The organism is Aquimarina ulvae (assembly GCF_053613295.3).
Genome location: NZ_JBSIBP030000002.1, coordinates 719001 through 743642, shown reverse-complemented (window position 1 = coordinate 743642; position 24642 = coordinate 719001). Strand labels below are relative to the sequence as shown.

Below are 24642 nucleotides of genomic sequence, written 5' to 3'. Positions count from 1 at the left end.
TCCGCTTCCTGACGTAATCTTTCTTCTTCTGCTAATCTTGCCGCCTCGGCTTCCTCAGCTAATCTGGCTGCTTCCGCTTCCTGACGTAATCTTTCTTCTTCTGCTAATCTTGCCGCCTCGGCTTCCTCAGCTAATCTGGCTGCTTCCGCCTCCTGACGTAATCTTTCTTCTTCTGCCAATCTTGCCGCCTCTGCTTCTTCTGCTAATCTGGCTGCTTCGGCTTCCTGACGTAATCTCTCTTCTTCTGCTAATCTGGCTGCCTCTGCTTCTTCGTCTTTTTGTACTGCAACCTCTCTTTCCAGCGTTTTCTGAGACTCTTCTATTCTCCTTTGCTCAGCCATTTCTAGCTCTAATTTCTTCTGAGCTGCTAATCGCTCTTCTTCCTCTTTTTGCTGTGCTATTTCCAGCTCCAGTTTCTTTTGGGCAGCTAATCTTTCTTCTTCTTCTCTAGCAGCTTCGGCTTGTTCCTTAGCTTCTTCTGCAGCAGCTATTTGTTGTCTCTCTGTTTCAGCTTCTGCTTCCGCTAGTCTAATCGCTTCTTCGGCTTGTCTTTTTTCTTCTGCCTCTGCCTCTGCTGCAGCTTCCTGCCTTTCAGCTTCTGCTTCTCTAGCGGCTTCTTCTGCAGCTATTCTAGCTTCTTCAGCTTGAGTTCCAGCGGCTTCTTCTGCATTTTTCTGTTCTTGCATTTCTAATGCCAGCCTTTTCTCTGCAGCCAAACGTTCTTCTTCTGCCTTTTGTTCTGACATTTCCAGCTCCAATTTCTTCTGAGCTGCAAGTTCTTCTCTTTGCTTATTAAGAAGTTTTACTTCTTCTTCACGCTGCAAAGCTAGTTGTCTTGCTTTTCTTGCCTCTTCTTCCTTCGCTTCCTGAATAGATCTTTCGAGTTTATTCATGGATCTTTGAGCTTCAGTTAATGAATCTCCTCTAGAATTTTGTAACTCTCTAATCAGTTTATTTTGATCTAAAATCTCTTTCTTTAATCTTCTTATTTCAGAATCTCTTTGTAATGAGCTTTTAGATGAGAAATTTCTTCTTTTTCTTCTCTCTTCTTTAGCGAAATTAAAAGCCAAACCAAATTCGTGCGTTGCACCAAACTCTGCGATGTTAGCATTTCCACCAATGCCGGGTTCTACAGTATAACCTATAGAAACCATTTTTGTAATATTTGCTCCAATACCTATAGAACCACCATAAAAACTATTATAGCCCAATTGTGCCCATCCGTATTTTGGAATTTCGAATAAAACATTTCCTCCGTATCTAAGGTCTTGCTCTCCTGGTTTAGAGGCATATACCATTCCACGTAATTCATTTTCTACTCTTCTCCAATCCAGTTCGGTTGTATACATTACATGTCCCGAATACTCAAAATTATCTGTTAGCAACTCGCTTGCTGTAAGATTATAGGTCACCAAATTCCCTACAGAGACACCAACGTCAAAATTCCCATAATTAAAATTTACACCAGGGCGAAGTAAAAAAACAGAACTGTTCTCATAATTATTGATAACATCATCATTTACTTGTGCTTCGTCCAGGTTACTTTTTAAAGCACTTTGCGAATAACTTAAATTCACTCCAAAAGTGAAATTCATGTCTCTATCCAGTTCTAGGTTGTACGCATAATTAGCTGTGGCACCAAAGAACCTGAAAATACCAACGTTTTGCTGAAATAGTCCGACACCAATTCCCGTTTTCTCTTCGAACCTCGCTGAATAACTAAGAAAATATGTCTGCGAATTATCACTAAAACTAGCTCTTGGATTTCTATTATATATATTTAAGGAGTTTTTATTTTCCCGAACTAAAGAAAAAGTAGGATTAAACAAAAACCGGTTGTATTTAAGAGAATTATGTAATGGAATGTCTGATGGTAATATCCCTGATGTATTAGATGATCCATCTTGCCCACTAACAAAGTGCAGGCAAAAAATGAATGTGGATATAGAAAGTACTTTTTTGATCATAAATTATCTCATTACTGTAATTGTCCCTTTTTTTACAACGGTATCATTTCTGGATATTATATAATAATAAACCAGCTCATTTGCTTGTGTTGCCGAATTTGAGGGCCAATCTGCATTGTAGCCTCCATTTTTCTGGAAATCCAATTTTCCATTTGAAGAATAAATACTAACCGCTACATCATTTTCACTAAATGAACTTGGTAACACCCAAGCATCATTGGCTTGGTTTCCGCCTGGGGTAATAACGTTTGGTATTAATTCTGATTGTGCATCAGGTCCTCCCACCCGAGCTATCAATGTATCTGTTGTACATAAAGAAGTGCTTATTCTTGCAAAATAATCCCCTTCTTCAGTAACGGTTAACATATTGGTAGTTTCTCCATCTATAAGAACTTCTTCTCCATTCTGAATCACATACCATTCGTAAGTGAAATTACTATTTTGCGGTGCCGTTAGTACTACCGATGCTCCAGCTTCTAAAACGGGTGGTGTAATATCTAATACGATATCCCCCGATAAGAAATCTATTGGTAAGTTATTGGAAACTGTATCGGGTAATCCTCCGGGTCTAAAAACAGCTCTTAGCTCGAAGCTACCTCCACTGTCTGAACGACTCACATCAAACGACAAAGAAGTCTCACCTGTGGAGACTCCATCTTGAAACCATTCAAAATCGAAAAAATCAAACTGTTCGGTTGTCAACGGAACCCTTTCCCCGGTCGACGTTATACCAACCATTTCTGTCAATGCTATGGTAATTGGATCCTGTTCACAATCGACGACATCTTGTGCCGCTATGATGATATCAAATCTTTCTGCTGCCGAAATATTGGTTTCTGTAACTAAAAATGAACTACAAGGGTCATTAGCCTCAATCTCTACACTATAAACTCCTACTCCGTTCGCGGGTACTGGAAACGTTAAGGTAGAACTTGTGGTCACTCCCTGAGTTAGCACACTTGTATCACGTATAAATCTAAATATACTTCCTATTGGGGCATCTGTTTCTACTACCAACGTTAATACCTGTGTGGGTAATAATATTAAACTTTCTGGAAGTGGAAGTGTAATACTAGAACCTTCATTGGTAACGGTTACCGGATCAGTTAGTAACGTACAATCATCACTAAGTTCTATTTGTAAAGTATATTCTCCACCGAAATCGTTATCAGGTAAAATTATGGTTGGCGAAATCTCTCCAGCTAATTCTTCTCCGTCTTTGAACCATTGGTAATCATAAGAAAAATCAATAGTACTTGCTCTCAATTCTTTAAACTCATCTGGACAAAAAGAAAAATCGGGGGCGTCTGTAACAATTGAAAAATTGTCAACATTTTCCAATATAGCATCCACGGCATTGGATCTATTACTTGGGTTAAAAAAGTTATTACATAAACCCAGTGGTACTCTTGCGATATATCTTCCTTCTTCTGTTACTAAAAGCGTCGGACTCGTTTCTCCTGGAATAATCGCTCCATCCTTTAACCACTGCCATCTAAAATTATTAACATCTAAAAAATTATCGTTTTCGTCTCTAACCTGTACAGCAATTTCTCTAGCAAACGAGACCACATTACAAAATATTAAATCATCTCTACCGTTAAGAATTATTTCTAAATTATCATCGTAAAAGTGAAAAGGAATGGGTTCCGAAATATCGCTAATAATAGAAGCTTCAGAAGCCCGTACCCGCACTCTATAATCGTCGCTGTTAGCATCCATAGGAACCGAAATACCGGTAAAATTGATATTTGATGTTGCAGCAGTACCATTATTGGGTCCTAATACCCTTCCTAATTCTGTTATATCTGCTTGGTTCGCAAAGCTTCCAGTAGGATCTGATAATTCTAAAATAAATTCGTTGCTTGTGGGTAGTGCGTTACCAGGAGACAACTCTGCTGTAAAATCGAAACTATTTGTCAATGTTCCGCAAGCTTGTGGTGCCGAAATAAGAGAAGGTGAACCAATATTACGTTGCGCCTGGGCAGCTTGAAATCCAAGTACCAGAACTATCGTGACGATTGCGAGGTTAAGTCTTTTCTTCATGGTTATCACATCAGTTAAATTTGTGTGAAAATATGCACCATCAATCAAGCGATTTGGGGCGCTTGTTAATAATGTTGTTAATATAAATATTGTAAAGTGATAAAATTATGAATTAAAAATTTATAACAAACCAAATTTTCGATTTTTTTTGTAATAATATTCTTACCTAATATTGAAGAGTATGATTACGCCTACACAAACAGCTGCTTAGGGAGGCTCAATACCTCGTTAAGCACCTATAAATCATAAACTTATAAGTCCATTTCATGTATATAAAAACGCTGAAAAGAAGGTAATTTTTTGCTCAAATTTTTATACTAAACCTAATAAAATTTATCAAAAACCAAAAAAAAACATAATTTTATAGTATTTTGCTCGTAAAATTAAGATGAGAAAAAGGCAGCTTTTGCCGATTAAGTGTACTTTTTTTATTTATATTTTTCCGTTTTTATCTTCCTTTTCTATACTACTATGAACCATCAAATTAGGTGTGGTAATTTTCACTATTATTTAAAAATTTAGTCGACTACTTTTTTAACTGTTTACTGTTTACAAAATCTATTTATTATACTCAAAATAGCAAGCTACTATTTGCTATTGCAAACTGCTGATTATCAGAGTTATTTAGGGAAAATTCCCTTTACGTATTAATTAAAAAATCCATCAACTTTTTGTCGATGGATCTTTTATCATCAATTATATCAAAAAGACATTTATTTTTTATCTTCAGATGTCTTTTCTCCATTCAATTCGGTAATTATTTTATCTGTTAAATCGAGTTCTTCTTTAGCATAAAATATATTTTTCACTTCAGTTTGCCCGTAGATATAAGTATATCCATTTTCTTTACCATAATCCTTTATAAAATCTTCTACTTTGGCAACAATAGAATCAATTTCTTCCTGACTTCCTTGCTGAATTTCTTGCATTCTGGATTGTTGTTCCCTTTGCAATGTCTGTTGCTTTACTAATAATTCTTGCTCTTTCTTTTCTCTATTGGTTTTAGACATGGACTTCATGATGTTCTGGTATCCCTGAACTTCAATTTGAAATTGCTTTGCCTTTTCTTCCAATTCTGCTCTAACTTCGTTATTCTTTTTTGTCCATTTTTCTTTGGCTGTTTTCATTTCGTTAAAATCAGATACTACTTTCGTGTTATTTACATAACCCGTTTTTTCAACCTGTTGGTTACAAGAAGTCAATCCAATTAAAGCAATTGCAATCCAAATATATTTTCTCATTATTCTAAAATTTAGTTCTGCGCAAAAATATCAAAGTTCATTTGATGTTATACACTTAAGCTTATCAAATTCTTACATCATAAGAAAAAACGATCGTTTTATAAAATTATATTACTAAAAGCTATTAAAAATAGCTTTAATTAAGCTCTTTTAAAAGATTTTTATACAAAAGCTATGGAGCAATATGCCTAAACCTTTTAAAAGCTATGAAAACAGTCTCAAAACAAGAATTTATTCATTTTTTAATATATATATGTGAGAAGAATACTGTTTTGATCTTTTTGCTTTTATATTTGAAATTAAACCTATCCAAAACGCTTTAACAAAATTCATCTTTCCACTTTTATATTTTTCGGACAAAAGCGAAACATAAAACGAATCAAATAATAACGGGACGGTCTTTTGTAATTGTATTTTTTCTTTCTCAAAAAGTGTTTTTATAGCATTCTGAGAAAAATGCCATAAATGTCTAGGCACATCATAAGCAGCCCAACAGGATTTATAATAATTAGCATCGTACGATTTGAAATTAGGAACTGCAACGATCAAATAGCCTGTAGGTTTAAGCAGTCGCTTAATTTCCTTAATCTGTTCTTTTAAGTCTGGGACATGCTCTAATACGTGCCACATTGTAATTATATCAAAATTATTGCTAACTAAATTGGTCGTATGGGTACGCAACTCGATTCCTTTATTTTCGGCTAATGATCTAGCTTGTTTGTTAGGTTCAACACCAGAAACCTCCCAATTTTTTTTTACTGCTTCTACCAAAAAATCACCTGTTCCTGCTCCAATATCCAACAAGTTACCTGTTCCGCCATGTAGCTCTGATATAAGTTTTACTTTTTTGTTTAATGAATATCTTTTTACTTTATGATACAATTTCTCGAAAAGACTTCGTTTACCATCAGTATGAGAGATATAATCTTCACTTTCGTAGTACCTTTCTAAACTTTTATCATCGGGTTTAGGTGTTGTTATCAAGAAATCCAGATCATTATCCTTGTACAATACAAATTTTTCACCCGATACGGAATGATCCTTACACTCTAAGTAAAAATCTAATTGTTCTTTATTCATTGTTGTTTTTAAAAAACATTAATAAATCATTATCCTTTCGTTTCATTAGTCTCACCAAACAGCAGTGTCTTATTTGTAATGAAGAATAAAGGTTTTCTATCATAGTCATTTTCTTCTTCAGGATTAAAGCACTTTTCGAAAAGACACTCAATGTCAATCCTCTATTTCAGGAATTGCTCTTTTTACGTTCATTAATACTGAATCTATATACTAATTTTAATAGTTGCTTATTTCTATAAAAAAATAACAACTACCTCATTAAACCACCATACATCAAAATCTGATATTCTCTATCATAAGTAAACTAATCGCTATATTTACAAAGATTACTATTTGTTTAAAGAATTGACTGAACTAAAAAAAACATTTACTTATACTTCATTTCAAAACACGCCGCTTTCACAATATCCAAACATAATTGTTCCACGTGGAACTATGGTTTTGTTGCGTCATAAACTTCCAAACCCAAAAGATCACTTAGTGCTTTAGCTTTTTTCCTTGCCATATTATCACTATTGGTTTTATACAAAGTTACTTTTCTATTATTTGTAAAAAACCGAACCACTACCTTGTCGTGTCTTTCTTTAGTTCCCAAAGCACTAACAGTACTCCAATCGTTATTCAAACTAAAAGAACTTGAAAAAATCGAAATATAATCTGGAAATTCTAAATTTAGCTCAGTCTTATATACAACCAAACCAAAAATTGAATACAATTTTTCATTATTAAAATCTTGTTTAATTTTATAAGACACCGAAAAACCAAACACCAGCAAAGAGCCTAGCAAAAAGAGTATTCGGGTGTATATCGGTTCTGGTCCAAAAAACAACATAACAACTGACAAACACAATATTATAGTTGTTATTATTTTAGCTTTAAGCGCTCTTTCCTGTTTACAAATTACACACTTCATTATCTACCCATATACACCAATAAAACCGAAATATCGCTCGGTGTAACGCCACTGATCCTTGATGCCTGAGAAATGGTTGCCGGTTTAATTTTTGTCATTTTTTCACAAGCTTCATAAGAAAGAGATTTAAGTTTCGTGTAATCAAAATCTTTTGGAATTTTAACATTCTCTAATCGATTCAATTTGTCCGCATTATTTTTTTCTTTTTCGATATACCCCGCATACTTTACTTGTATTTCTGTTTGCTCTAAAACTTCTTTATCTAATTCATTCTGGTTTATATAAGCAGAAACCTTTTCGAATTGCTTCATGTCCTCTAACGTAATTTGAGGTCGAGCGAACAATTTAAACATTTTACCACTTTGATTTATTGGAGCGGACTTCTTATCTTCTAAAACAGGATTTGCCTCGCGAGGAGTAACACTCGTTTCTCTAAAAAAGTCCACAAATGCATTTGATTTCTTTTTCTTGTTTTCCATTCTTTTCATCCTGTCATCGGATGCCAATCCAATCTTATGTGCCATAGGTGTTAATCTAAAATCAGCGTTATCTTGTCTCAACAATGTTCTATATTCTGCTCTGGATGTAAACATGCGATACGGTTCTTCGGTTCCTTTTGTAATTAAGTCATCTATCAAAACACCTATATATCCTTCACTCCTTTTAATTGTAAATGATTCTTTTTCTTTAACTTTTAACGCTGCATTGATACCCGCCATTAATCCTTGCGATGCTGCTTCTTCATAACCTGTGGTGCCATTAATTTGTCCGGCAAAAAACAGACCTGAAACTAGTTTTGTTTCTAGTGTATGTATTAATTGTGTTGGTGGAAAATAATCATATTCTATTGCATAACCCGGTCTAAAAAACTTTACATTTTCGAAGCCTATCACTGATCTCAATGCTTTAAACTGAACATCTTCAGGTAGTGAAGTTGAGAATCCATTAACATACACCTCTACAGTATTCCAGCCTTCTGGTTCTATAAACATTTGGTGTCTTTCTTTATCTGCAAACCTATTTATCTTATCCTCTATAGAAGGGCAATACCTCGGTCCAACACTTTTAATTCTTCCATTAAACATTGGGGAACGATCAAAACCTTCTCGCAATAACTCGTGTACTTCTGAAGAAGTATAGGTCATATGACATGACCTTTGTTTAGTTAATGGTTTAGACAAATTAGTATAGCTAAATTTTTCTGGAATTTCATCACCGGGCTGCTCTATCATTTTTGTATAATCCAAAGACCTACCATCAACCCTTGGAGGGGTTCCTGTTTTCATTCTTCCCGAATCAAAACCCAAATCAACCAATTGTTCCGTAATTCCGGTAGCAGCTCTTTCTCCTGCTCTTCCGCCTCCAAATTGCTTTTCCCCTATATGAATTAAACCATTCAGAAACGTTCCGTTTGTGAGCACAACCGTCTTTGCTTTTACTTCAATTCCTAACGAAGTTCGAACTCCTCTTATTTTATCATTTTCTACAATCAAACCACTTACCATCTCCTGATAAAAATCCAAGTTTGGTGTTTGTTCTAACAATAACCTCCACTCTTCTGCAAAACGCATTCGATCACTCTGAACTCTGGGACTCCACATTGCAGGTCCTTTTGATTTATTAAGCATCTTAAACTGTATAGCAGTTCTATCACTTACAATTCCGCTATAACCTCCTAGCGCATCTATTTCTCGAACTATTTGTCCTTTTGCTATACCTCCCATTGCAGGATTACAACTCATTTGCGCTATATTCTGCAAATTCATTGTTATTAATAATGTGCTGCAGCCTAAATTAGCGGCTGACGCCGCTGCTTCGCTACCAGCGTGACCAGCGCCCACTACTATAACATCATACTCTTTATCAAACATATTCTATTTTCATTTGTTCCACGTGGAACATAAGTATTCCTAAATAATTTGTTCCACGTGGAACAAATGATAGAAAAACTAGCGATGTTCCACGTGGAACATCGCTAGTTTTTCTTCTTCCTTTTGTCTCATTACTAAAATCTCGTGCTCTGTTTTATCCTTATACCCACAAAGATGTAGAACTCCATGAACTACCACCCGTCTTAATTCTTGCTCTGTAGAAACTTTATACTTTACCGAGTTTTCAATAACTCTGTCTATAGAAATAAAAATATCACCGTGCAACTCATTCCCTAGACTATTATCAAAACTAATAATATCTGTGTATGTGTCGTGATTCAAAAAATTTCTGTTGATCTTTAGCAAATAGTCATCGTTACAAAATATAAAATTCAGCGTGCCCTCTTTCTTTTCTTCAGACAATATCACCTTTGTAATCCAGCCAGAAATTGTACTTTCTATAATATCAGTATCGACATTTTCATAAAAAAAATTAATCATAACCCTTCTTAAAATATTCCTGAACCTTGCGTTTGTAATTTTGCCGCAAAGGTAATACTTGTCTGTTTAATATTTCAGTAGTATTAAAATATTGTTTTGCATTCTTTAACTGTATACTATTATTATTATAAAGCATATTGTTGCTTTTGCTTTCTCTTTTTTCCTCTTCTCCTTGTTCGATAGATGCATCCTCTATTTTTAAGAGTTCATGCTTTAAATTAAGCATCTTACTTAAGGTTCTTTCATTAAATCCTTTTTCCAATAATTCCTGCTCCACCTGCTCCATTCTTCTCAATAAGTCACTGCCAATTTTATTGCCTTTTCCTTGTTCTTTTAATCTTTCTTGCAATGCATTTCTCAACTGTTGCTGTTGCTTATAAATTTCATACAACTCACCATTAGTATTCTCCTCCTGTGTACTAGATTCTTCTTTACCGTCCTTGGTGCCTTTTCCATCCTTTCCATTCCTATTACCACTTTGTCCTTTACCTTCCTTTTCGTCCTTGCCACTCTCACCACCTTTTTCTCCTTTACCTTCTTCACCTTTCTCGCCACTTTTCTCGCCTTTTCCTTTTTCTGTTCCTTCTTTCATCTTTTCATTCAGTTCTCCTTGTTTCTTAATAATATCTGGCAACTGAAAACCACGCGATTTACCACTACCTTTTCCTTTTCCAGACGCCATGCTGTTCTGCATCTGATCAAGTTCCTTGCTTAAAAAGTAGGCCAAATCATTCGATCCTGTTACTACATATTGTTGATTTGCGATACCCTGAATTGACTGATTTTGGGCTAACCTATCTAATGATTTATCAATATTAAATTCGATATCCGTAAGCTTCCCTGTAACCACATCTGATATTTTGGGTGTTCGTAAAGCTAATGCATACAAACTATCATCAATATGAATAAAATTTTCTCTTAATACACTTTGCTTTTTTAATTTACTTGAATAGGTTGGGTTGTCTATACCTATTCCCTTAAAGCCTTTCATCAAGTCCTCTTGTGAGATCGAAAAATCAACAAGATTATCCAAAATCTGTCGTAGCATCTCCATATCTTCCTGCTGTTGTTCGCCTCCGCCCATTTGCATTTGCATTTGCATTTCATCACTCATTTTTTTCATTTTTTGAGCTGCACTTTTTTGATTTTTCTTTGCACCAGCTTTATCATTCTTTTCTAATTTATCGCTAGCTTCCTGCTGTTCTTTTTCTATGTCAGCTTCGTCCTTTTTGCTTTGATCTAGATTCATAGGTTTTTTCAAATCCTCATTATCTTTTCTAAGTTCTTCCATTTCTTTTTGAAAACTCTCAAACTTTTCATTGAGCTTATCTTGTTCTTCTTTTGTGTTTTCAGGTTCTTCCTTCTCAGATATTTGATCCTGTTGTTTCGACAATTCTTCCAATTTACTAGCTAACTTCTCGTGCTTTTCTATAACATAATATCTTTTAGTAAGCTCCAATAATTGCTCTAAATTTCGTTTGGAGTTCTTGTTTTCTTTAGCTAATTCCTCAAGTTTCTCAGTTAATTCTTCCTTCTGGATTCTTTCTGATAACTTTTCAATCTCCTCTAACAGCTTCTCGTTCTTCTTTAGCCTTTCCTCATTTCTTTCTAACATTTCCTTCAGAGCATCCTTAAATGGTTCTTCCTCCTTTTTCTTATCAGACTTCTTTAAACTTTCTTTTAATTGTTTAGAGAAATTCTGCATTATCTTTTCCTGCTCCTTCTGCCTCTTTAGATAATCCTCTAACTTCTTTTTATCATTATAGTCCAACTGCCTTTTTTCTTTTTGCAACTTACTCAATGATTTTAAATCCTTTTCTTGCGCCTTAAATTTTTCTAACGATTTATTTAAACCAGAAATTGTTTCACTTTGTTCCTGTAACCTTTTCTCCTCTTGCTCTTTTGATGTTAATTTTCTAAAACTGAAAACCTGACTCTTCGTACTTTTATTTCCATGAATAGCGTCATTATCGAAAACTTCAAAATAAAAATCATAATTTACGCCTTCCTCCAATAACAGATCACCCGGAAAAACATGCACAAACTCATCGAAAACGGTTGGACTTACTTGTAGATTGTTGAAATTTTTTGCCTCTTCAGATTCTTTATTATAATATACCAATCGTAATTTACTTAAACCATAATCGTCACTAACTCTTCCATAAAAATACAGTGTGCTATTGTCTATACTATCTTTTTGAGAACTTAAATTGAGTTCTGGATATTGATCCTTCATCACATTAATATTAAATGATAAATTATCATAGTCACGAACATTATCATTGGATGTTTTGATCTCATAATCCAAATCAGTATACAAACTATTCTCATAAGAAAAACTGGAAGAAATTTTTTCAAAAGTTGCTATAGAGTCTTTCATCACCATTGTAACTTTTTCTGTGTTTCTAGTCTTCACATTCCAGGTTACTTTAGTCCCTTCCGGAATTATGGCATTGCCAGAACTTTTTAACACTTCATCCTTTTTATTAGTATATGCAGGATAATCCAACGCCATAACAAAATTTAATAATACCGGAACAGATACAACATCTAATGTATATTCAGCAGAACTTACTTCATTAGAAGATAATATAAAATCCAAAGATTCTTTAGGCTGTACGAATACATGTTCAAACTCTCCTACTCCAACATTCTTTAGAAAATAAGTTTCGTTATCATAATTAACGGTAACATTTTCGGGAATCACTTTACCAACAGTTTTAACCTGTAATACATAATCATTACCTTCCAAAGCCTTAAGACTTTCGTTAATTACAAAGAACTGAAATGGTGCAGGCGGTTCATATGCTGTTTCATAATTAACAACTCGATCATAACTCTCTGAAAACCAGTTGCTTTTACCAAATAAACTTATTAACAAAAAAACAATAGGAATTATTGCATATGTAAGATACTTGCTGTTTTTTTTAAAGTCAACTGCTAGCTTAAAAGGAATTGGCTTCAACTGCGCTGACTTCTGTTCAATACCCGCTAATAACAATGACGAGGATCGATCGCCATTGCTAAGTTGTAATAGATTCAATAACTTATCGTTCACGTCAGGGAAGTGATTTCCTATAATTTTTGAAGCGCCTACATAATCAATTCCCTTCGTTAACTTGAATAACTTTGAGATAGGAAACGCAATAAACTTTATAAATAAAGCTATTTCAACAAACACAAACATCCAGAACAACAAGGTTCTCCATGTGCTATTTAACCACAAGAAATACTCTATTAATAATGTAATTAAAAAATAAAAAACTCCAATAGACAGAAAAAGGATAGTTCCTTTTATCAACTCATTAATATAGTATTTTCTAATAAATTGTTCTAACTTATTCTTTATGAACTCAAAATTATCCATTTTCTCACACTTTCTTTTTCGGTAATTTATAAAACTACAACTTTATTTCTTATAGAATTGTTATATTTATTATAATTCAAACCCCTAGCTATTAACTTATTATGAAAGATTTAAAATATATCTCCGCATATTCTATTCCTATTGTCGCCTTTTTAAGTATTTGGTTGCAAGATATATATACGTATTTGACTCCTGTTTATGTGTTTGGCCTTATACCAATTATCGAGGTGTTCACTCCTTCTTCCGAAGAAAATCTAGATGATAGCATCAGATTATCTAAATCCAGGAAAAAATTATTCGATTGGCTTCTATACGCTAATCTCCCTATTATCTATTGTATTCTTTTCTATGCTCTGCATACTGTAACTACTGTTTCTTTAGAAACCTACGAACTAGTTGGTATTATCATATCTACAGGGATTGTTCTTGGTGCAAATGGTATCAATGTTGGTCACGAACTAGGTCATCGTTTTTCTAAAGAACGATTCATCGCAAAAGCTTTGTTGCTTCCCTCACTATATATGCATTTCTATGTGGAACACAATTTTGGCCACCACCTTAAAGCTGCTACCAAAGAGGATCCTGCAACTGCAACATACAACCAGCCACTTTATTTTTTTTGGTTCACCTCAGTTATTGGACAATATACTAGTGCTTGGAAAATTCAAATTCGATTGTTAAAACAAAACAAACAATCTTTTTTCTCTATAAAGAATGACATGTTCTGGTATCTTATCATTACTGCTATGTATCTAATAATTATCTTTTCTATCTTTAGTTTTATAGGATTACTAGTTGCTGTATGTTGTGGTATCATTGGTTTCTTATTATTAGAAACGATCAACTACATAGAACACTATGGTTTGCGAAGAAAAACAAATAATTCTGGCCGATATGAAAGAGTTCGAGAAATACATTCCTGGAATTCTAATCATTTATTAGGACGTATTTTACTTTTTGAATTAACAAGACATAGTGATCATCATTATAAAGCTTCAAAAAAATATCAGCTTCTTGATCATCATAATCAAAGTCCCCAACTTCCTTTTGGGTATCCAACTTCTATGGTTTTATCCTTACTTCCTCCTCTTTGGTTTATCTTAATGAATAAAAGAGTTCCAAACGAGATGAAGCCAAACTAATCCTTTTCAATTGTTTTAATAAATAAAAACAATTGTTTTATATCACTTATTTTAGATTGTATCTTTGTTGTTGCTTTTGTACACCTTTTTTAGGTTAAAAAATAACATCATGACAAAAAACACAAGGGTACGCTTTGCCCCCAGTCCTACGGGACCTCTTCATATAGGTGGTGTCAGAACCGCTTTATTTAATTATCTATTTACTAAAAAAAATCAAGGGTCCTTTGTTCTTAGAATAGAAGATACCGATGAGAAAAGGTTTGTACCAGGTGCTGAAGATTATATTATAGAAGCACTAAATTGGTGCCATATTCCATATGATGAAGGCCCCGGAAAGGATGGTGGTTTTGGGCCCTATCGACAGAGTGAACGAAAACATCTTTATAAACAATATGCTGATATATTACTAGAAAATGGTCATGCTTACTACGCTTTTGATACGTCTGAAGAACTTGATACACATAGAAAAGACCATGAGGCTCAAGGAAAAACATTCATCTATAATTGGCATAATAGAAATAAACTTGTTAATTCGTTATCGCTAACAACAGAAGAAGTACAGCAAAAAATTAACTCTGGTGAGCCGTATGTTATTCGGTTTAAATCTCCTACAGACGAAACTTTACATCTTACTGATGAAATTCGTGGGAATATTAAAATAGATACCAATATATTAGACGATAAAATCCTATTTAAAAGTGATGGGATGCCAACATATCATTTAGCTAATATTGTTGATGACCATTTAATGGAAATTACACACGTTATTCGTGGAGAAGAATGGTTACCGTCACTTGCATTGCATATTTTACTTTATCGAAGTTTTGGTTGGGATGCACCAAGTTTTTCACATTTACCTTTAATTTTAAAACCTAATGGAAAGGGAAAGTTAGGAAAAAGGGATGGTGTAGACGGAGGTTTTCCAGTATTCCCTTTGGCGTGGACAGATCCTAAAACTCAAGAAATTGCGTCAGGATATCGTGAAGATGGATATCTTCCTGAAGCAGTTATCAATATGCTTGCTTTTCTGGGTTGGAACCCTGGAACTGAACAGGAACTATTTACATTAAAAGAATTAATAAAAGAATTTGACCTTAGCGGAGTTCATAAGGCCGGCGCCAAGTTTGACCCTAATAAATCGAAATGGTTTCAGCAGCAATACTTCCAAAAAACAAATGATTCCGTACACGTGGAACAACTGAAAACGATACTTTCTGATAAGAATATTGTTACAACATTTGACCTTATTGACATTGTTCATTTAATTAAAGAAAGAGCCATATTTTCAAAAGACTTATGGAATCTTAGTTCTTTTTTGTTTATAGCTCCTTCACAATACGACGAAAAAGCAACCAAGAAAGCCTGGAAAGAAAATACGCCAAACTTAATGCACGAATTGACTAGAATTATTAATGATATTACTGACTTCTCTTCAGACAATGTTTCTTCCATTATAAAAAGTTGGATCACATCTAAAGAAATTGGGTTTGGTAAAATCATGATGCCTCTTCGTATTGCACTAGTAGGATCGCTACAAGGCCCTGATCTTTTTAAAATAGCATCTATAATAGGTAAACAAGAAACTATTAAAAGGATTGAATCTGCTATAGAGAAATTATAATAACATTTGTTATATTTTAATAAAACCCATTATCTAAAGTAGGATAATGGGTTTTTGGTTTTTGCAAGATGTAACATTTTGATATACTTATATACTTTTATGGTAACTCTATAACATATATCAACTATGGGAAAACAATATAAAGTGCTTAAACGATCCAATTTATGGTCTACTGAAAAACTAAGAAAAGAAGTAGAAGAAACTTTAAATAAAGCCTCTCAGGATGGATGGGAAATTATTTCTGTTGCATTTGGAACCTAGAGTAGTTCAGGCACCTCTACTGCCGTGATAACTATTGCTAAATAAAGTGATTGAATCACATTTTATATTTACTTTTAATACAGAACTATAAACCTTTTAATTTACTGTCATGAATTATTACATCATACCATTGGTCATCCTAGGATTCTTCCTATTTATAAAATTTTTCTTTGTTGTTAAACAACAAACATCCGCAATTATTGAAAGATTCGGAAAATTTCATAGTATTCGTAACTCAGGATTACAAATGAAAATTCCTATAATTGATAATATAGCAGGTCGTATCAACCTTAAAATTCAACAGCTTGATGTTCTTGTGGAAACCAAAACAAAAGATGATGTTTTTGTCCGTCTTAAAATTTCTGTACAATTTCAGGTTATTAAAGAAAAGGTATACGATGCCTTTTATAAACTAGAAAACCCACACGATCAGATTACTTCGTATGTATTTGATGTAGTTCGTGCAGAAGTTCCTAAAATGAAACTTGATGATGTTTTCGAAAGAAAAGATGATATTGCTATTGCTGTAAAACAAGAATTAAACGAAGCAATGATCAATTATGGATATGATATTATCAAAACATTAGTTACTGATATTGATCCAGATCTACAGGTTAAAGAAGCCATGAACAGAATTAATGCAGCCGAACGAGAAAAAGTTGCTGCTGAATATGAAGCTGAAGCTGAACGTATTAAAATTGTTGCTAAAGCTCGTGCAGAAGCAGAAAGCAAACGGTTACAAGGACAAGGTATAGCGGATCAAAGAAGAGAAATTGCAAGAGGACTCGAAGAGAGTGTTGATGTATTAAATAATGTGGGTATCAATTCTCAGGAAGCTTCTGCCCTTATTGTAGTTACCCAACATTATGATACGTTACAATCTATAGGTGAAGAAACCAATAGCAATTTGATATTATTACCTAATTCGCCACAGGCGGGTAGCGATATGTTAAATAATATGATTGCTTCCTTTACTGCTTCTAACCAGATTGGAGAGGAAATGAAACGGCAAAATGCTAAAAAAGGCTTGGGTAAGAAAAAACCTGAAGCATAAGAATATCTTATAAAAAACATCAACCCGATCATATATTCTGATCGGGTTATTTTTTTACTCATTTTTAGAAAACCTATCTCTACAATTTATTAATTTTGCTTCATATTTAAAATAATACGTTTTAAGGGCTTTTGTGTAATTGACACATAAAATGATATTATGCAACTTTTATCATCTCTTAGCGTCTTTAATATGAACCTAATTATAATAAACAAAAACAATACTAATAATAAAATTATAGTTATTCTTTATTGATTAAAAAAAGAGTAACTTTGACGAAAATGAAAATGAAAAATTACCTACTTATATTCTTACTTGTTTCCGGAAGTGTTTTTTCACAAAACATCAATAAGTTAGAAAAACAAGCGTTAAGAGATGCAAAAATAGTTTCAGAAGCTTCACTTGAGAAAGATGTAACTACGCTTTTAGAATATACACACCCAAAAATTACCAAAAAATATGGCGAACAACAACTAAGAAATGATATTGATCAGGTTTTCAAAACTATGACAGCTCAGAAAATAAAAATTGTGAGTTCAGAAATAGATGAATTAACCGATATAAAAAAAGAAAAAAGAGAATATCGTTGTTTGGTAAAAAATACTATAAAAATGGATTTTAATGGACGTTATGTAACATTAAAAAGCTCGTTATTTGGATTTTATGACAAAAAGGAAGAAAAATGGTATTTTGTTGAATCCAATAAACTACTATCGGATGAGGAAACCATGAAAATATTTAAAAATTTCGAAACCGAAATTGAAATTCCTCAGGATAAGCAAATAGCTAATAATTAATAAAAAAGGGAGATAAAATAATTATCTCCCTTTTTTATATCATTAGTTACCTTTACAAGTTGTATTTAGTAGCAATTATTTCTGATTCCTTACTCAATAATTCATTCGTATCTTCTTTTCCTTTTAGAATAAAATCTTTTGCCAATTGATCAGGTTTACTATTTTTAGTTTCTAAAACTGTCGCTAGTGCAATAGTAGTAACAATGCGCGTTCCTATTTTTTTTGCTGCTGTTCCATATAGCGGAACTAACTCCTCGATCTCTATCTTTTTTGCAGCTTCTATAAGCCTCTTTTTAAGAACTTCTCTCTTATCTTCTGGTAGATTAGTATATTTTTTTCCTGCCCTCTTAATTTCTTCAATTGGTGCTATCTCTCCTTGTTTATTATTCTGTGGTTTATTGACTGTTTGTTTATTCGTTGAAGGTTTAACTTTAGCCCAAGTATCACGAAGACCAACAGTTCTATTAAATACCAACGCTTGTGGGGTACTATCGGGATCCACATTAAAATATCCTAGTCTTTGAAATTGAAATTGATCCAATGGATTTGCCTTTTTAAGTCCAGGTTCTACATATCCGGTAATCACTTTTAAAGAATCGGGATTTAGAAATTCCATAAAATCCTTTTCCTTATGACTATCCGGAGCTTCATCACTAAATAGACGATCATACAATCTTATTTCTGCTGGGATTGCATGAGGTATAGAAACCCAATGCAAAGTACCCTTTACATTACGTTTAGATTCTTCGGTCCCACTTCCAGATTTACTCTTAGGATCATAGGTACAATGTATCTCTGTGATGTTTCCTTTATCATCTTTTACAACACTTTCTCCTTTGATGATGTATGCATTTTTGAGACGAACTTCTTTCCCTAATGTGAGCCTAAAATACTTACGGCTTGCTTCTTCTTTAAAATCTTCTTGTTCTATATATAATTCTCTAGAAAAAGGTAGTTCTCTGGAGCCTGCTTTTTCATCTTCCGGATTATTTTCTGATTCTAACCATTCTTCTTTTTTATCAGGATAGTTAGTAATCACCAGTTTTACAGGGTTTATTACCGCCATTACTCTAGGAGCTGTTTTATTAAGATCTTCTCGAACACAAAACTCTAGTAATGAAACGTCAATAACATTTTCTCTTTTTGCTACACCTACCGTTTCTACGAACTTTCTTATCGAAGCTGGAGTATATCCTCTTCTTCGTAACCCAGAGATAGTAGGCATTCTTGGATCATCCCAACCATTCACTACTCCTTCATTCACCAATCTGAGTAACTTACGCTTACTCATTATGGTATAACTTAGATTGAGGCGTGCAAATTCTCTTTGTTTAGGTCGAATGTGATTACTACTACAAATTTGATCTAAAAACCAATCATATAGCTTTCTGTGCGGTTTAAATTCTAACGAACATAAAGAATGTGAAATATTCTCAATATAATCACTTTCTCCATGTGTCCAATCATACATAGGGTATATACACCATTCATCACCCGTTCTATGGTGCGACTTCTTTAATATTCTGTACATTAACGGATCACGCATCAACATATTTGGATCAGTCATATCTATTTTCGCTCTTACTACGTGTTCACCCTCATCAAATTCGCCAGTTTTCATGCGTTGAAACAGCTTTAAATTTTCTTCTACCGATCTATCCCTATAAGGGCTATTCATTCCTGGCTCTGTAGTTGTTCCTTTTTGTGCTGCAATCTCTTCAGAAGATTGGCTATCTACATATGCTTTTCCCTCTTTTATCAGCGCTACAGTCCAATCATATAATTGCTGGAAATAATCAGAAGAGTAGCACTCTTGATCCCATTGATATCCTAACCACGAAATATCTTTTTTAATAGCATCCACATACTCTTGCTCTTCTTTTGCAGGGTTTGTATCATCAAAACGCAAATTAACCGGAGCATCATACGTGAGTCCAAGCCCAAAACTGATTCCAATTGCTTTGGTATGCCCAATATGCAAATACCCATTAGGTTCTGGAGGAAACCGAAAACGTAAATCCTTAGGATCCATTCCATCTGCAAGGTCTTCTTCTACAATATGCTCTAAAAAGTTGAGTGATTTTTTTTCTTCTGTCATCGATTAAAAATAAAACACAAAATTACCTAATATTTCCAATGATACACAACAATTATATGATTACTGTTTGATTACCCAGATACCTCTTTATAAAACGGTCGTTTTCATTTGCTATCCTATCGAAGATTCTAGTACCTTTGTAAAAAAATTCAGTGGGATTAATTACGCTTAAAAACATCAAGGTATATGCTTATCATGGATGTCTTATAGAAGAAAAAAAAATAGGTTCTGATTACCGTATAGATTTAAAAATAAAAGCAGATCTTAACACGTCTGCTCAAACGGATCGTCTTTCGGATACTGTTGATTATGTACATCTAAACCATATTGTTAAAGAAGAGATGGCTATTCCTTCAAAATTATTGGAACATGCTGCAGAACGAATTTTAACTCGTATATTAGAGGAGTTGCCTTTGGTAGCAAAAGCAACGGTAGATGTTTCTAAAATTAATCCTCCTATAGGAGGAAATGTACAAATGGTTACTATTACCAGGAGTAAAAAAAGATAAATAAATCTGAAGTAATCATAAATTTTTTTACATTTGCCCTCAAAGACAAAAAAGGGTGTCGTGGCCGAGTGGCTAGGCAGTGGTCTGCAACACCATCTACAGCGGTTCGAATCCGCTCGACACCTCAAAAAAATCCTGTAATTTTTTACAGGATTTTTTATTTAAAACCAGTATCAGGTGTTATTTTTTCAATTTTATCCTGAATTTTCTTTTCCATAGTATCAGGAAGAACGCCTTTCAAAATTAAAAATATCCCAAAAACTATCATAATCATACTAATAGTCCTTTTAATTATATAGGTACGTTTGGGGGTAAGTTTTCTTTTCAACCGTTTAGCCAAAAGCATCTTTAGAACATCTACAAACAGATATGTACCAAGAACCATGGCGAAAAACAAAATAATTCTATTGGTATCCATATCCATTTGCGGTCCTGCGACCACAATTATTCCAATCCAGAAAGCCAAGACACCAATATTTATGAAGTTTAATATAAAGCCTTTAAAAAAAAGTACAAAATAGTTATGCTTATTAATAATTTCTACAGAAGTGTCTCTAAGTTTATTGTAATTTTTTCTTTCCTTGATAAAGGAAATAGTACCATACGTAGCTAATAACATCCCACCAAAAATAAATAAGGCAGGGTCATCTTTTATTTTTTCTAAAATTTTATTGGTACTAAAATATGCAATTAGGATAAATACAACATCTGCGAAAATGACTCCAAGATCTACCGCTAGCGCTGCCCTAAATCCTTTTATAGCAGCAGTTTCTAACAGAACAAAAAATACGGGTCCTATTAAAAAGGCTAATATAAATCCTAAAAATATAGCAGCTTGTGCGTCTTGAAACATAAAGTATAAGCGTATTTCTTACAAAGTTAGAAAATACTACTTAGTTTACCTCTATAATTTTACCACCAAAAACTTTTTTTCCATCGACTTCTTTTGGATTTCCAAAAATTCGTATGGTACCACCAGCTGCTGTATTTGCTTTGACGTAATCACTCGCATACACATTTGCTCGTCCTCCAGCACTAATTTTAACCTCAGTTCGTTTCGTCTTTAAGTCTTCAGAAATATACTGTCCTCCAGCTTTGACTGTTACTTCTTGCTCATCTGCTATCCCTTCGAGATGCAACTCGCCTCCAGTTACTGCTCTTGCTAATAATTTATCTGTTTCGATTTCTGCATAAATGTCTCCACCTTCTTGTGCTCTTATATCCAAATCAGTTGCTTTTATAACTCCTTTTACCATAATCTTAGCTCCTTCATTAACGTCTAACTTAGAAATATCAGTATAATATACCGTTACCTTGGTGTCATTATCTTCCCAGGTATTACTTAAAGACATTTTGATTTTAAGAACATTGTCTTTCGTAACCACATCCACTTCCTTTCTACTAATACCCGAAATTTCTACTTTGTTTTCCGATCCTTCAATAAGTTTTACTTCTATTTTATCAAAAACTTTAAGCTCATCAAAATCTCCAACATCCTTTGTAATAACTTTTTGTGCGTTTAATACAGCTACAACAAAAAATAACGAGAGAACTATTACTTTTTTCATTGCTTTTACATTTAAAATTAATTTGTATTCGATTTACTTTTTAAAGTAACGATATAGTTTATCGTTTATTCTACGGCTTCTTTACTTCCCAATAAGGTAAAATCTAAATGTCTTTTTATTAGATCTGCATTCTTTACTTTTACATATACTTCATCTCCTAACTGATATACTTTTTTAGAACGCTGTCCTATAACTGCATATTCGTCCTGATCAAAAATGTAATGATCATCACTTATATCTTTAAGACGTATCATTCCTTCACATTTATTACTAATAATTTCTACGTATAATCCCCATTCAGTTACGCTAGAAATTACTCCTAAGAATTCTTCGTCTTTATGATCTTTCATGAATTTTATCTGCATATATTTTATAGAATCCCTCTCAGCACTTGCGGCAAGGTTTTCCATAGAACTACTATGATTACATCGTTCTTCATATTCTTCTTCAGAAGCAGACTTACCATTATCTATGTAATGTTGCAACAAACGATGTGCCATAACATCCGGATAACGTCTTATTGGTGATGTAAAATGAGAATAATAATCAAATGCTAGTCCATAATGGCCAATGTTATGTGTCGTATACTCAGCTTTACTCATACTTCGTATTGCCAGTGTATCTACCAGATTCTGTTCTTTTTTTCCTTGAACATCTTTTAATAATCCATTGAGTGAATTGGTTGTAGTTTTACGATCCCGTAAATCCAATTTATAACCAAACCGACCAATTACATTTTGCAAAGCAGCAAGTTTTTCATCGTTAGGTTCATCATGAACCCTATACACAAATGTTTTCTTTGGATTTTGCTTTCCTATAAATTCTGCTACCTTTTTATTGGCAAGTAACATAAATTCCTCAATAAGCTTATTCGCGTCCTTAGAAGTCTTAAAAAACACTCCTACAGGATTACTTTCTTCATTTAAATTAAATTTTACTTCTACTTTATCAAAAGAAATTGCTCCATGTTTCATTCGTTTAGCTCTCATTATCTTAGCTAACTCGTTTAATTTGAGTACTGCATCAGCTATTTTCTGATCCACCTTATACTGTTTTCCAGTCAGAGAAATATCTTTTGGAATTACATTCTCGTTAGTTTCAATAATGTGTTGTGCTTCTTCATATGCAAAACGAGCGTCAGAATAGGTGACCGTTCTACCAAACCATTGTTTCTTTATTTCGGCTTTGTTGTTTAATTCAAAAACAGTAGAAAAAGTATATTTTTCTTCATTAGGTCTTAATGAACAAGCATTATTTGATAACACTTCTGGAAGCATTGGTACTACTCTATCCACCAGATAAACAGAGGTAGCTCTTTCATAAGCTTCATCGTCTAAAACAGTTCCAGGCTCAACATAATGGGATACATCGGCAATATGTATTCCTATTTCGTAGTTTCCATTCTCTAAAACTTTAAATGATAAGGCATCATCAAAATCCTTAGCATCTTTTGGATCAATTGTAAAGGTCAACGTTTTGCGCATATCTCTTCGTTTTTTGATCTCGGATTCCTGTATAGAAGTATCCAATTCATTAGCAAAAGTCTCTACCTCACTAGGAAACTCATAAGGTAGACCATACTGCGCCAATATCGAATGAATTTCTGTATTGTGTTCTCCTGGTTTACCAAGTACTTTTACCACTTTACCAAATGGGGAATCCGCTTTTTCCGGCCAATCCTCTAACTTAACCAATACTTTATCTCCATCTTCAGCATTGTTTATTTTATTCTTCGGAACAAAAATATCAGTGTACATTTTACCATCTTGCATGGCAACAAATGCATAATTTTTTTGTATTTCAATAATCCCTACAAACTCATCTTTTTTTCTAGCGATAATTCTAGAGATTTCTCCTTCGCTCTTTCCTCTGCGTTTTCTTTTATACACATACACCTCTACTTCATCCCCATTTAAAGCTTTGTTCAAATTGTTATTTGGTATAAAAATATCATCTTCCAGATCCTTAACTATAACATATCCGGTTCCTTTAGATGTAATATCCAAGATCCCCGAATATGTATTCAAATTTGGTACAATTTTAAACTTCCCTCTATCAATCTCTTCTATTTGCTTTTTTGCAGCAAGTTGTGCTAATTTCTTTATAATCTGATTTCTACTGCTTGCATCGTCTACTCCAAACTTTGCAGCAATTTGTCTATAATTAAAAGTGTTATTAGGTTCTGATTTAAGTATTTTAAGTATTCCTTGGGTTATATTTTCTATTTTAGGGGACTTTTTTCCTCTTCTTCTTTTTCTTTTCATTAATGTTTTTTAAGTAATACAATATAAAATTACGGCTTATCTTTTAACATCAGTGGTTTTCTATATAAACTTTTATTAAATATTGAATTTTATTCTTATTTATAGTTAAAAAAATATGTCATCTGTAAATCAGATACTTACAAATAACTATTATTAACAAATCTTCTTTTTTTTCTTAAAATTTACTTAATTTTAAAATACGAAGATCGTCTTTCGTTCGTTTGGTATTAAGTATATGAATTACAAAATCAAAAAAATCCATAAGATTATATTCCTATTTATACTAATATTTTTAGTAGGTATATATTACTCTACACTTTTTATAGGAAATACAATGGATCA

At 33.4% G+C, this 24642-nt stretch carries 18 protein-coding genes and 1 tRNA gene; 7 read left to right on the top strand and 12 right to left on the bottom strand.

Annotated features, from left to right (window positions below):
- The 8 genes from ACWGOQ_RS06830 to ACWGOQ_RS06795 form a co-directional block, all read right to left on the bottom strand.
- On the bottom strand, nt 1-1967 hold a 1967-nt coding region (locus ACWGOQ_RS06830; protein ID WP_458202505.1), incomplete at its 3' end, for a PorP/SprF family type IX secretion system membrane protein.
- Between the two features lie 3 nt (nt 1968-1970).
- Nucleotides 1971-4013: a T9SS type B sorting domain-containing protein gene (locus tag ACWGOQ_RS06825; protein ID WP_452055878.1), complete on the bottom strand. Its 2043-nt coding sequence runs from the start codon at nt 4011-4013 to the stop codon at nt 1971-1973.
- A 713-nt stretch (nt 4014-4726) separates the two neighbouring features.
- Nucleotides 4727-5254, bottom strand: coding sequence for an OmpH/Skp family outer membrane protein (locus ACWGOQ_RS06820; protein ID WP_452055879.1), 528 nt, complete (start codon nt 5252-5254; stop codon nt 4727-4729).
- Between the two features lie 231 nt (nt 5255-5485).
- Nucleotides 5486-6334 carry a class I SAM-dependent methyltransferase gene (locus tag ACWGOQ_RS06815; RefSeq protein ID WP_452055880.1) on the bottom strand — a complete coding sequence of 283 codons (849 nt, stop codon included), beginning with the start codon at nt 6332-6334 and terminating at the stop codon, nt 5486-5488.
- Between the two features lie 433 nt (nt 6335-6767).
- A complete protein-coding gene (locus ACWGOQ_RS06810) occupies nt 6768-7178 on the bottom strand; it encodes a hypothetical protein (RefSeq protein ID WP_452055881.1) in 411 nt (136 codons plus the stop codon).
- 68 nt (nt 7179-7246) lie between these two features.
- Nucleotides 7247-9118 carry a tRNA uridine-5-carboxymethylaminomethyl(34) synthesis enzyme MnmG gene (gene mnmG, locus ACWGOQ_RS06805; protein ID WP_452055882.1) on the bottom strand — a complete coding sequence of 624 codons (1872 nt, stop codon included), beginning with the start codon at nt 9116-9118 and terminating at the stop codon, nt 7247-7249.
- A gap of 78 nt (nt 9119-9196) precedes the next feature.
- Entirely contained in the window at nt 9197-9619 is a 423-nt protein-coding gene (gene ybeY / locus ACWGOQ_RS06800) for an rRNA maturation RNase YbeY (RefSeq protein WP_452055883.1), read from the bottom strand.
- Nucleotides 9612-12986, bottom strand: a complete 3375-nt coding sequence (locus tag ACWGOQ_RS06795) for a DUF4175 family protein (RefSeq protein WP_452055884.1) — start codon at nt 12984-12986, stop codon at nt 9612-9614. Before ACWGOQ_RS06795 ends, ybeY begins: the two co-directional genes overlap by 8 nt.
- Nucleotides 12987-13087: 101 nt before the next feature.
- Here ACWGOQ_RS06795 and ACWGOQ_RS06790 point away from each other — a divergent pair, with 101 nt between their 5' ends.
- The 5 genes from ACWGOQ_RS06790 (at nt 13088) to ACWGOQ_RS06770 (ending at nt 17861) form a co-directional block, all read left to right on the top strand.
- The gene (locus ACWGOQ_RS06790; RefSeq protein WP_452055885.1) at nt 13088-14128 is read left to right on the top strand and encodes an alkane 1-monooxygenase; all 1041 of its coding nucleotides are present in this window, start codon (nt 13088-13090) and stop codon (nt 14126-14128) included.
- Between the two features lie 109 nt (nt 14129-14237).
- A complete protein-coding gene (gene gltX, locus ACWGOQ_RS06785) occupies nt 14238-15749 on the top strand; it encodes a glutamate--tRNA ligase (protein ID WP_452055886.1) in 1512 nt (503 codons plus the stop codon).
- A gap of 126 nt (nt 15750-15875) precedes the next feature.
- Nucleotides 15876-16010 carry a hypothetical protein gene (locus ACWGOQ_RS06780; RefSeq protein WP_452055887.1) on the top strand — a complete coding sequence of 45 codons (135 nt, stop codon included), beginning with the start codon at nt 15876-15878 and terminating at the stop codon, nt 16008-16010.
- Nucleotides 16011-16119: 109 nt separating this feature from the next.
- The gene (locus tag ACWGOQ_RS06775; protein WP_452055888.1) at nt 16120-17064 is read left to right on the top strand and encodes an SPFH domain-containing protein; all 945 of its coding nucleotides are present in this window, start codon (nt 16120-16122) and stop codon (nt 17062-17064) included.
- 287 nt (nt 17065-17351) lie between these two features.
- Nucleotides 17352-17861 carry a hypothetical protein gene (locus ACWGOQ_RS06770; protein ID WP_452055889.1) on the top strand — a complete coding sequence of 170 codons (510 nt, stop codon included), beginning with the start codon at nt 17352-17354 and terminating at the stop codon, nt 17859-17861.
- Between the two features lie 52 nt (nt 17862-17913).
- On the opposite strand, the gene ACWGOQ_RS06765 is transcribed toward ACWGOQ_RS06770, so the two are convergent.
- Complete coding sequence (locus tag ACWGOQ_RS06765; RefSeq protein ID WP_452055890.1) at nt 17914-19959, bottom strand: glutamine--tRNA ligase/YqeY domain fusion protein; 2046 nt, start codon at nt 19957-19959, stop codon at nt 17914-17916.
- A gap of 152 nt (nt 19960-20111) precedes the next feature.
- Here ACWGOQ_RS06765 and folB point away from each other — a divergent pair, with 152 nt between their 5' ends.
- Together folB and ACWGOQ_RS06755 are read left to right on the top strand one after the other, a co-directional pair.
- On the top strand, nt 20112-20468 hold the full coding sequence (gene folB, locus ACWGOQ_RS06760) for a dihydroneopterin aldolase (protein ID WP_452055891.1): 357 nt from the start codon (nt 20112-20114) through the stop codon (nt 20466-20468).
- Between the two features lie 54 nt (nt 20469-20522).
- Nucleotides 20523-20593 (top strand) — tRNA-Cys (locus tag ACWGOQ_RS06755).
- A 32-nt stretch (nt 20594-20625) separates the two neighbouring features.
- On the opposite strand, the gene ACWGOQ_RS06750 is transcribed toward ACWGOQ_RS06755, so the two are convergent.
- The 3 genes from ACWGOQ_RS06750 to rnr all read right to left on the bottom strand — a co-directional run bounded on the left by ACWGOQ_RS06750 (nt 20626) and on the right by rnr (nt 24300).
- Nucleotides 20626-21321, bottom strand: a complete 696-nt coding sequence (locus ACWGOQ_RS06750; protein ID WP_452055892.1) for a LysE family translocator — start codon at nt 21319-21321, stop codon at nt 20626-20628.
- A 40-nt stretch (nt 21322-21361) separates the two neighbouring features.
- Nucleotides 21362-22036 carry a head GIN domain-containing protein gene (locus tag ACWGOQ_RS06745; protein WP_452055893.1) on the bottom strand — a complete coding sequence of 225 codons (675 nt, stop codon included), beginning with the start codon at nt 22034-22036 and terminating at the stop codon, nt 21362-21364.
- Nucleotides 22037-22101: 65 nt separating this feature from the next.
- Nucleotides 22102-24300, bottom strand: coding sequence for a ribonuclease R (gene rnr, locus ACWGOQ_RS06740; protein WP_452055894.1), 2199 nt, complete (start codon nt 24298-24300; stop codon nt 22102-22104).
- Nucleotides 24301-24642: the final 342 nt, after the last annotated feature.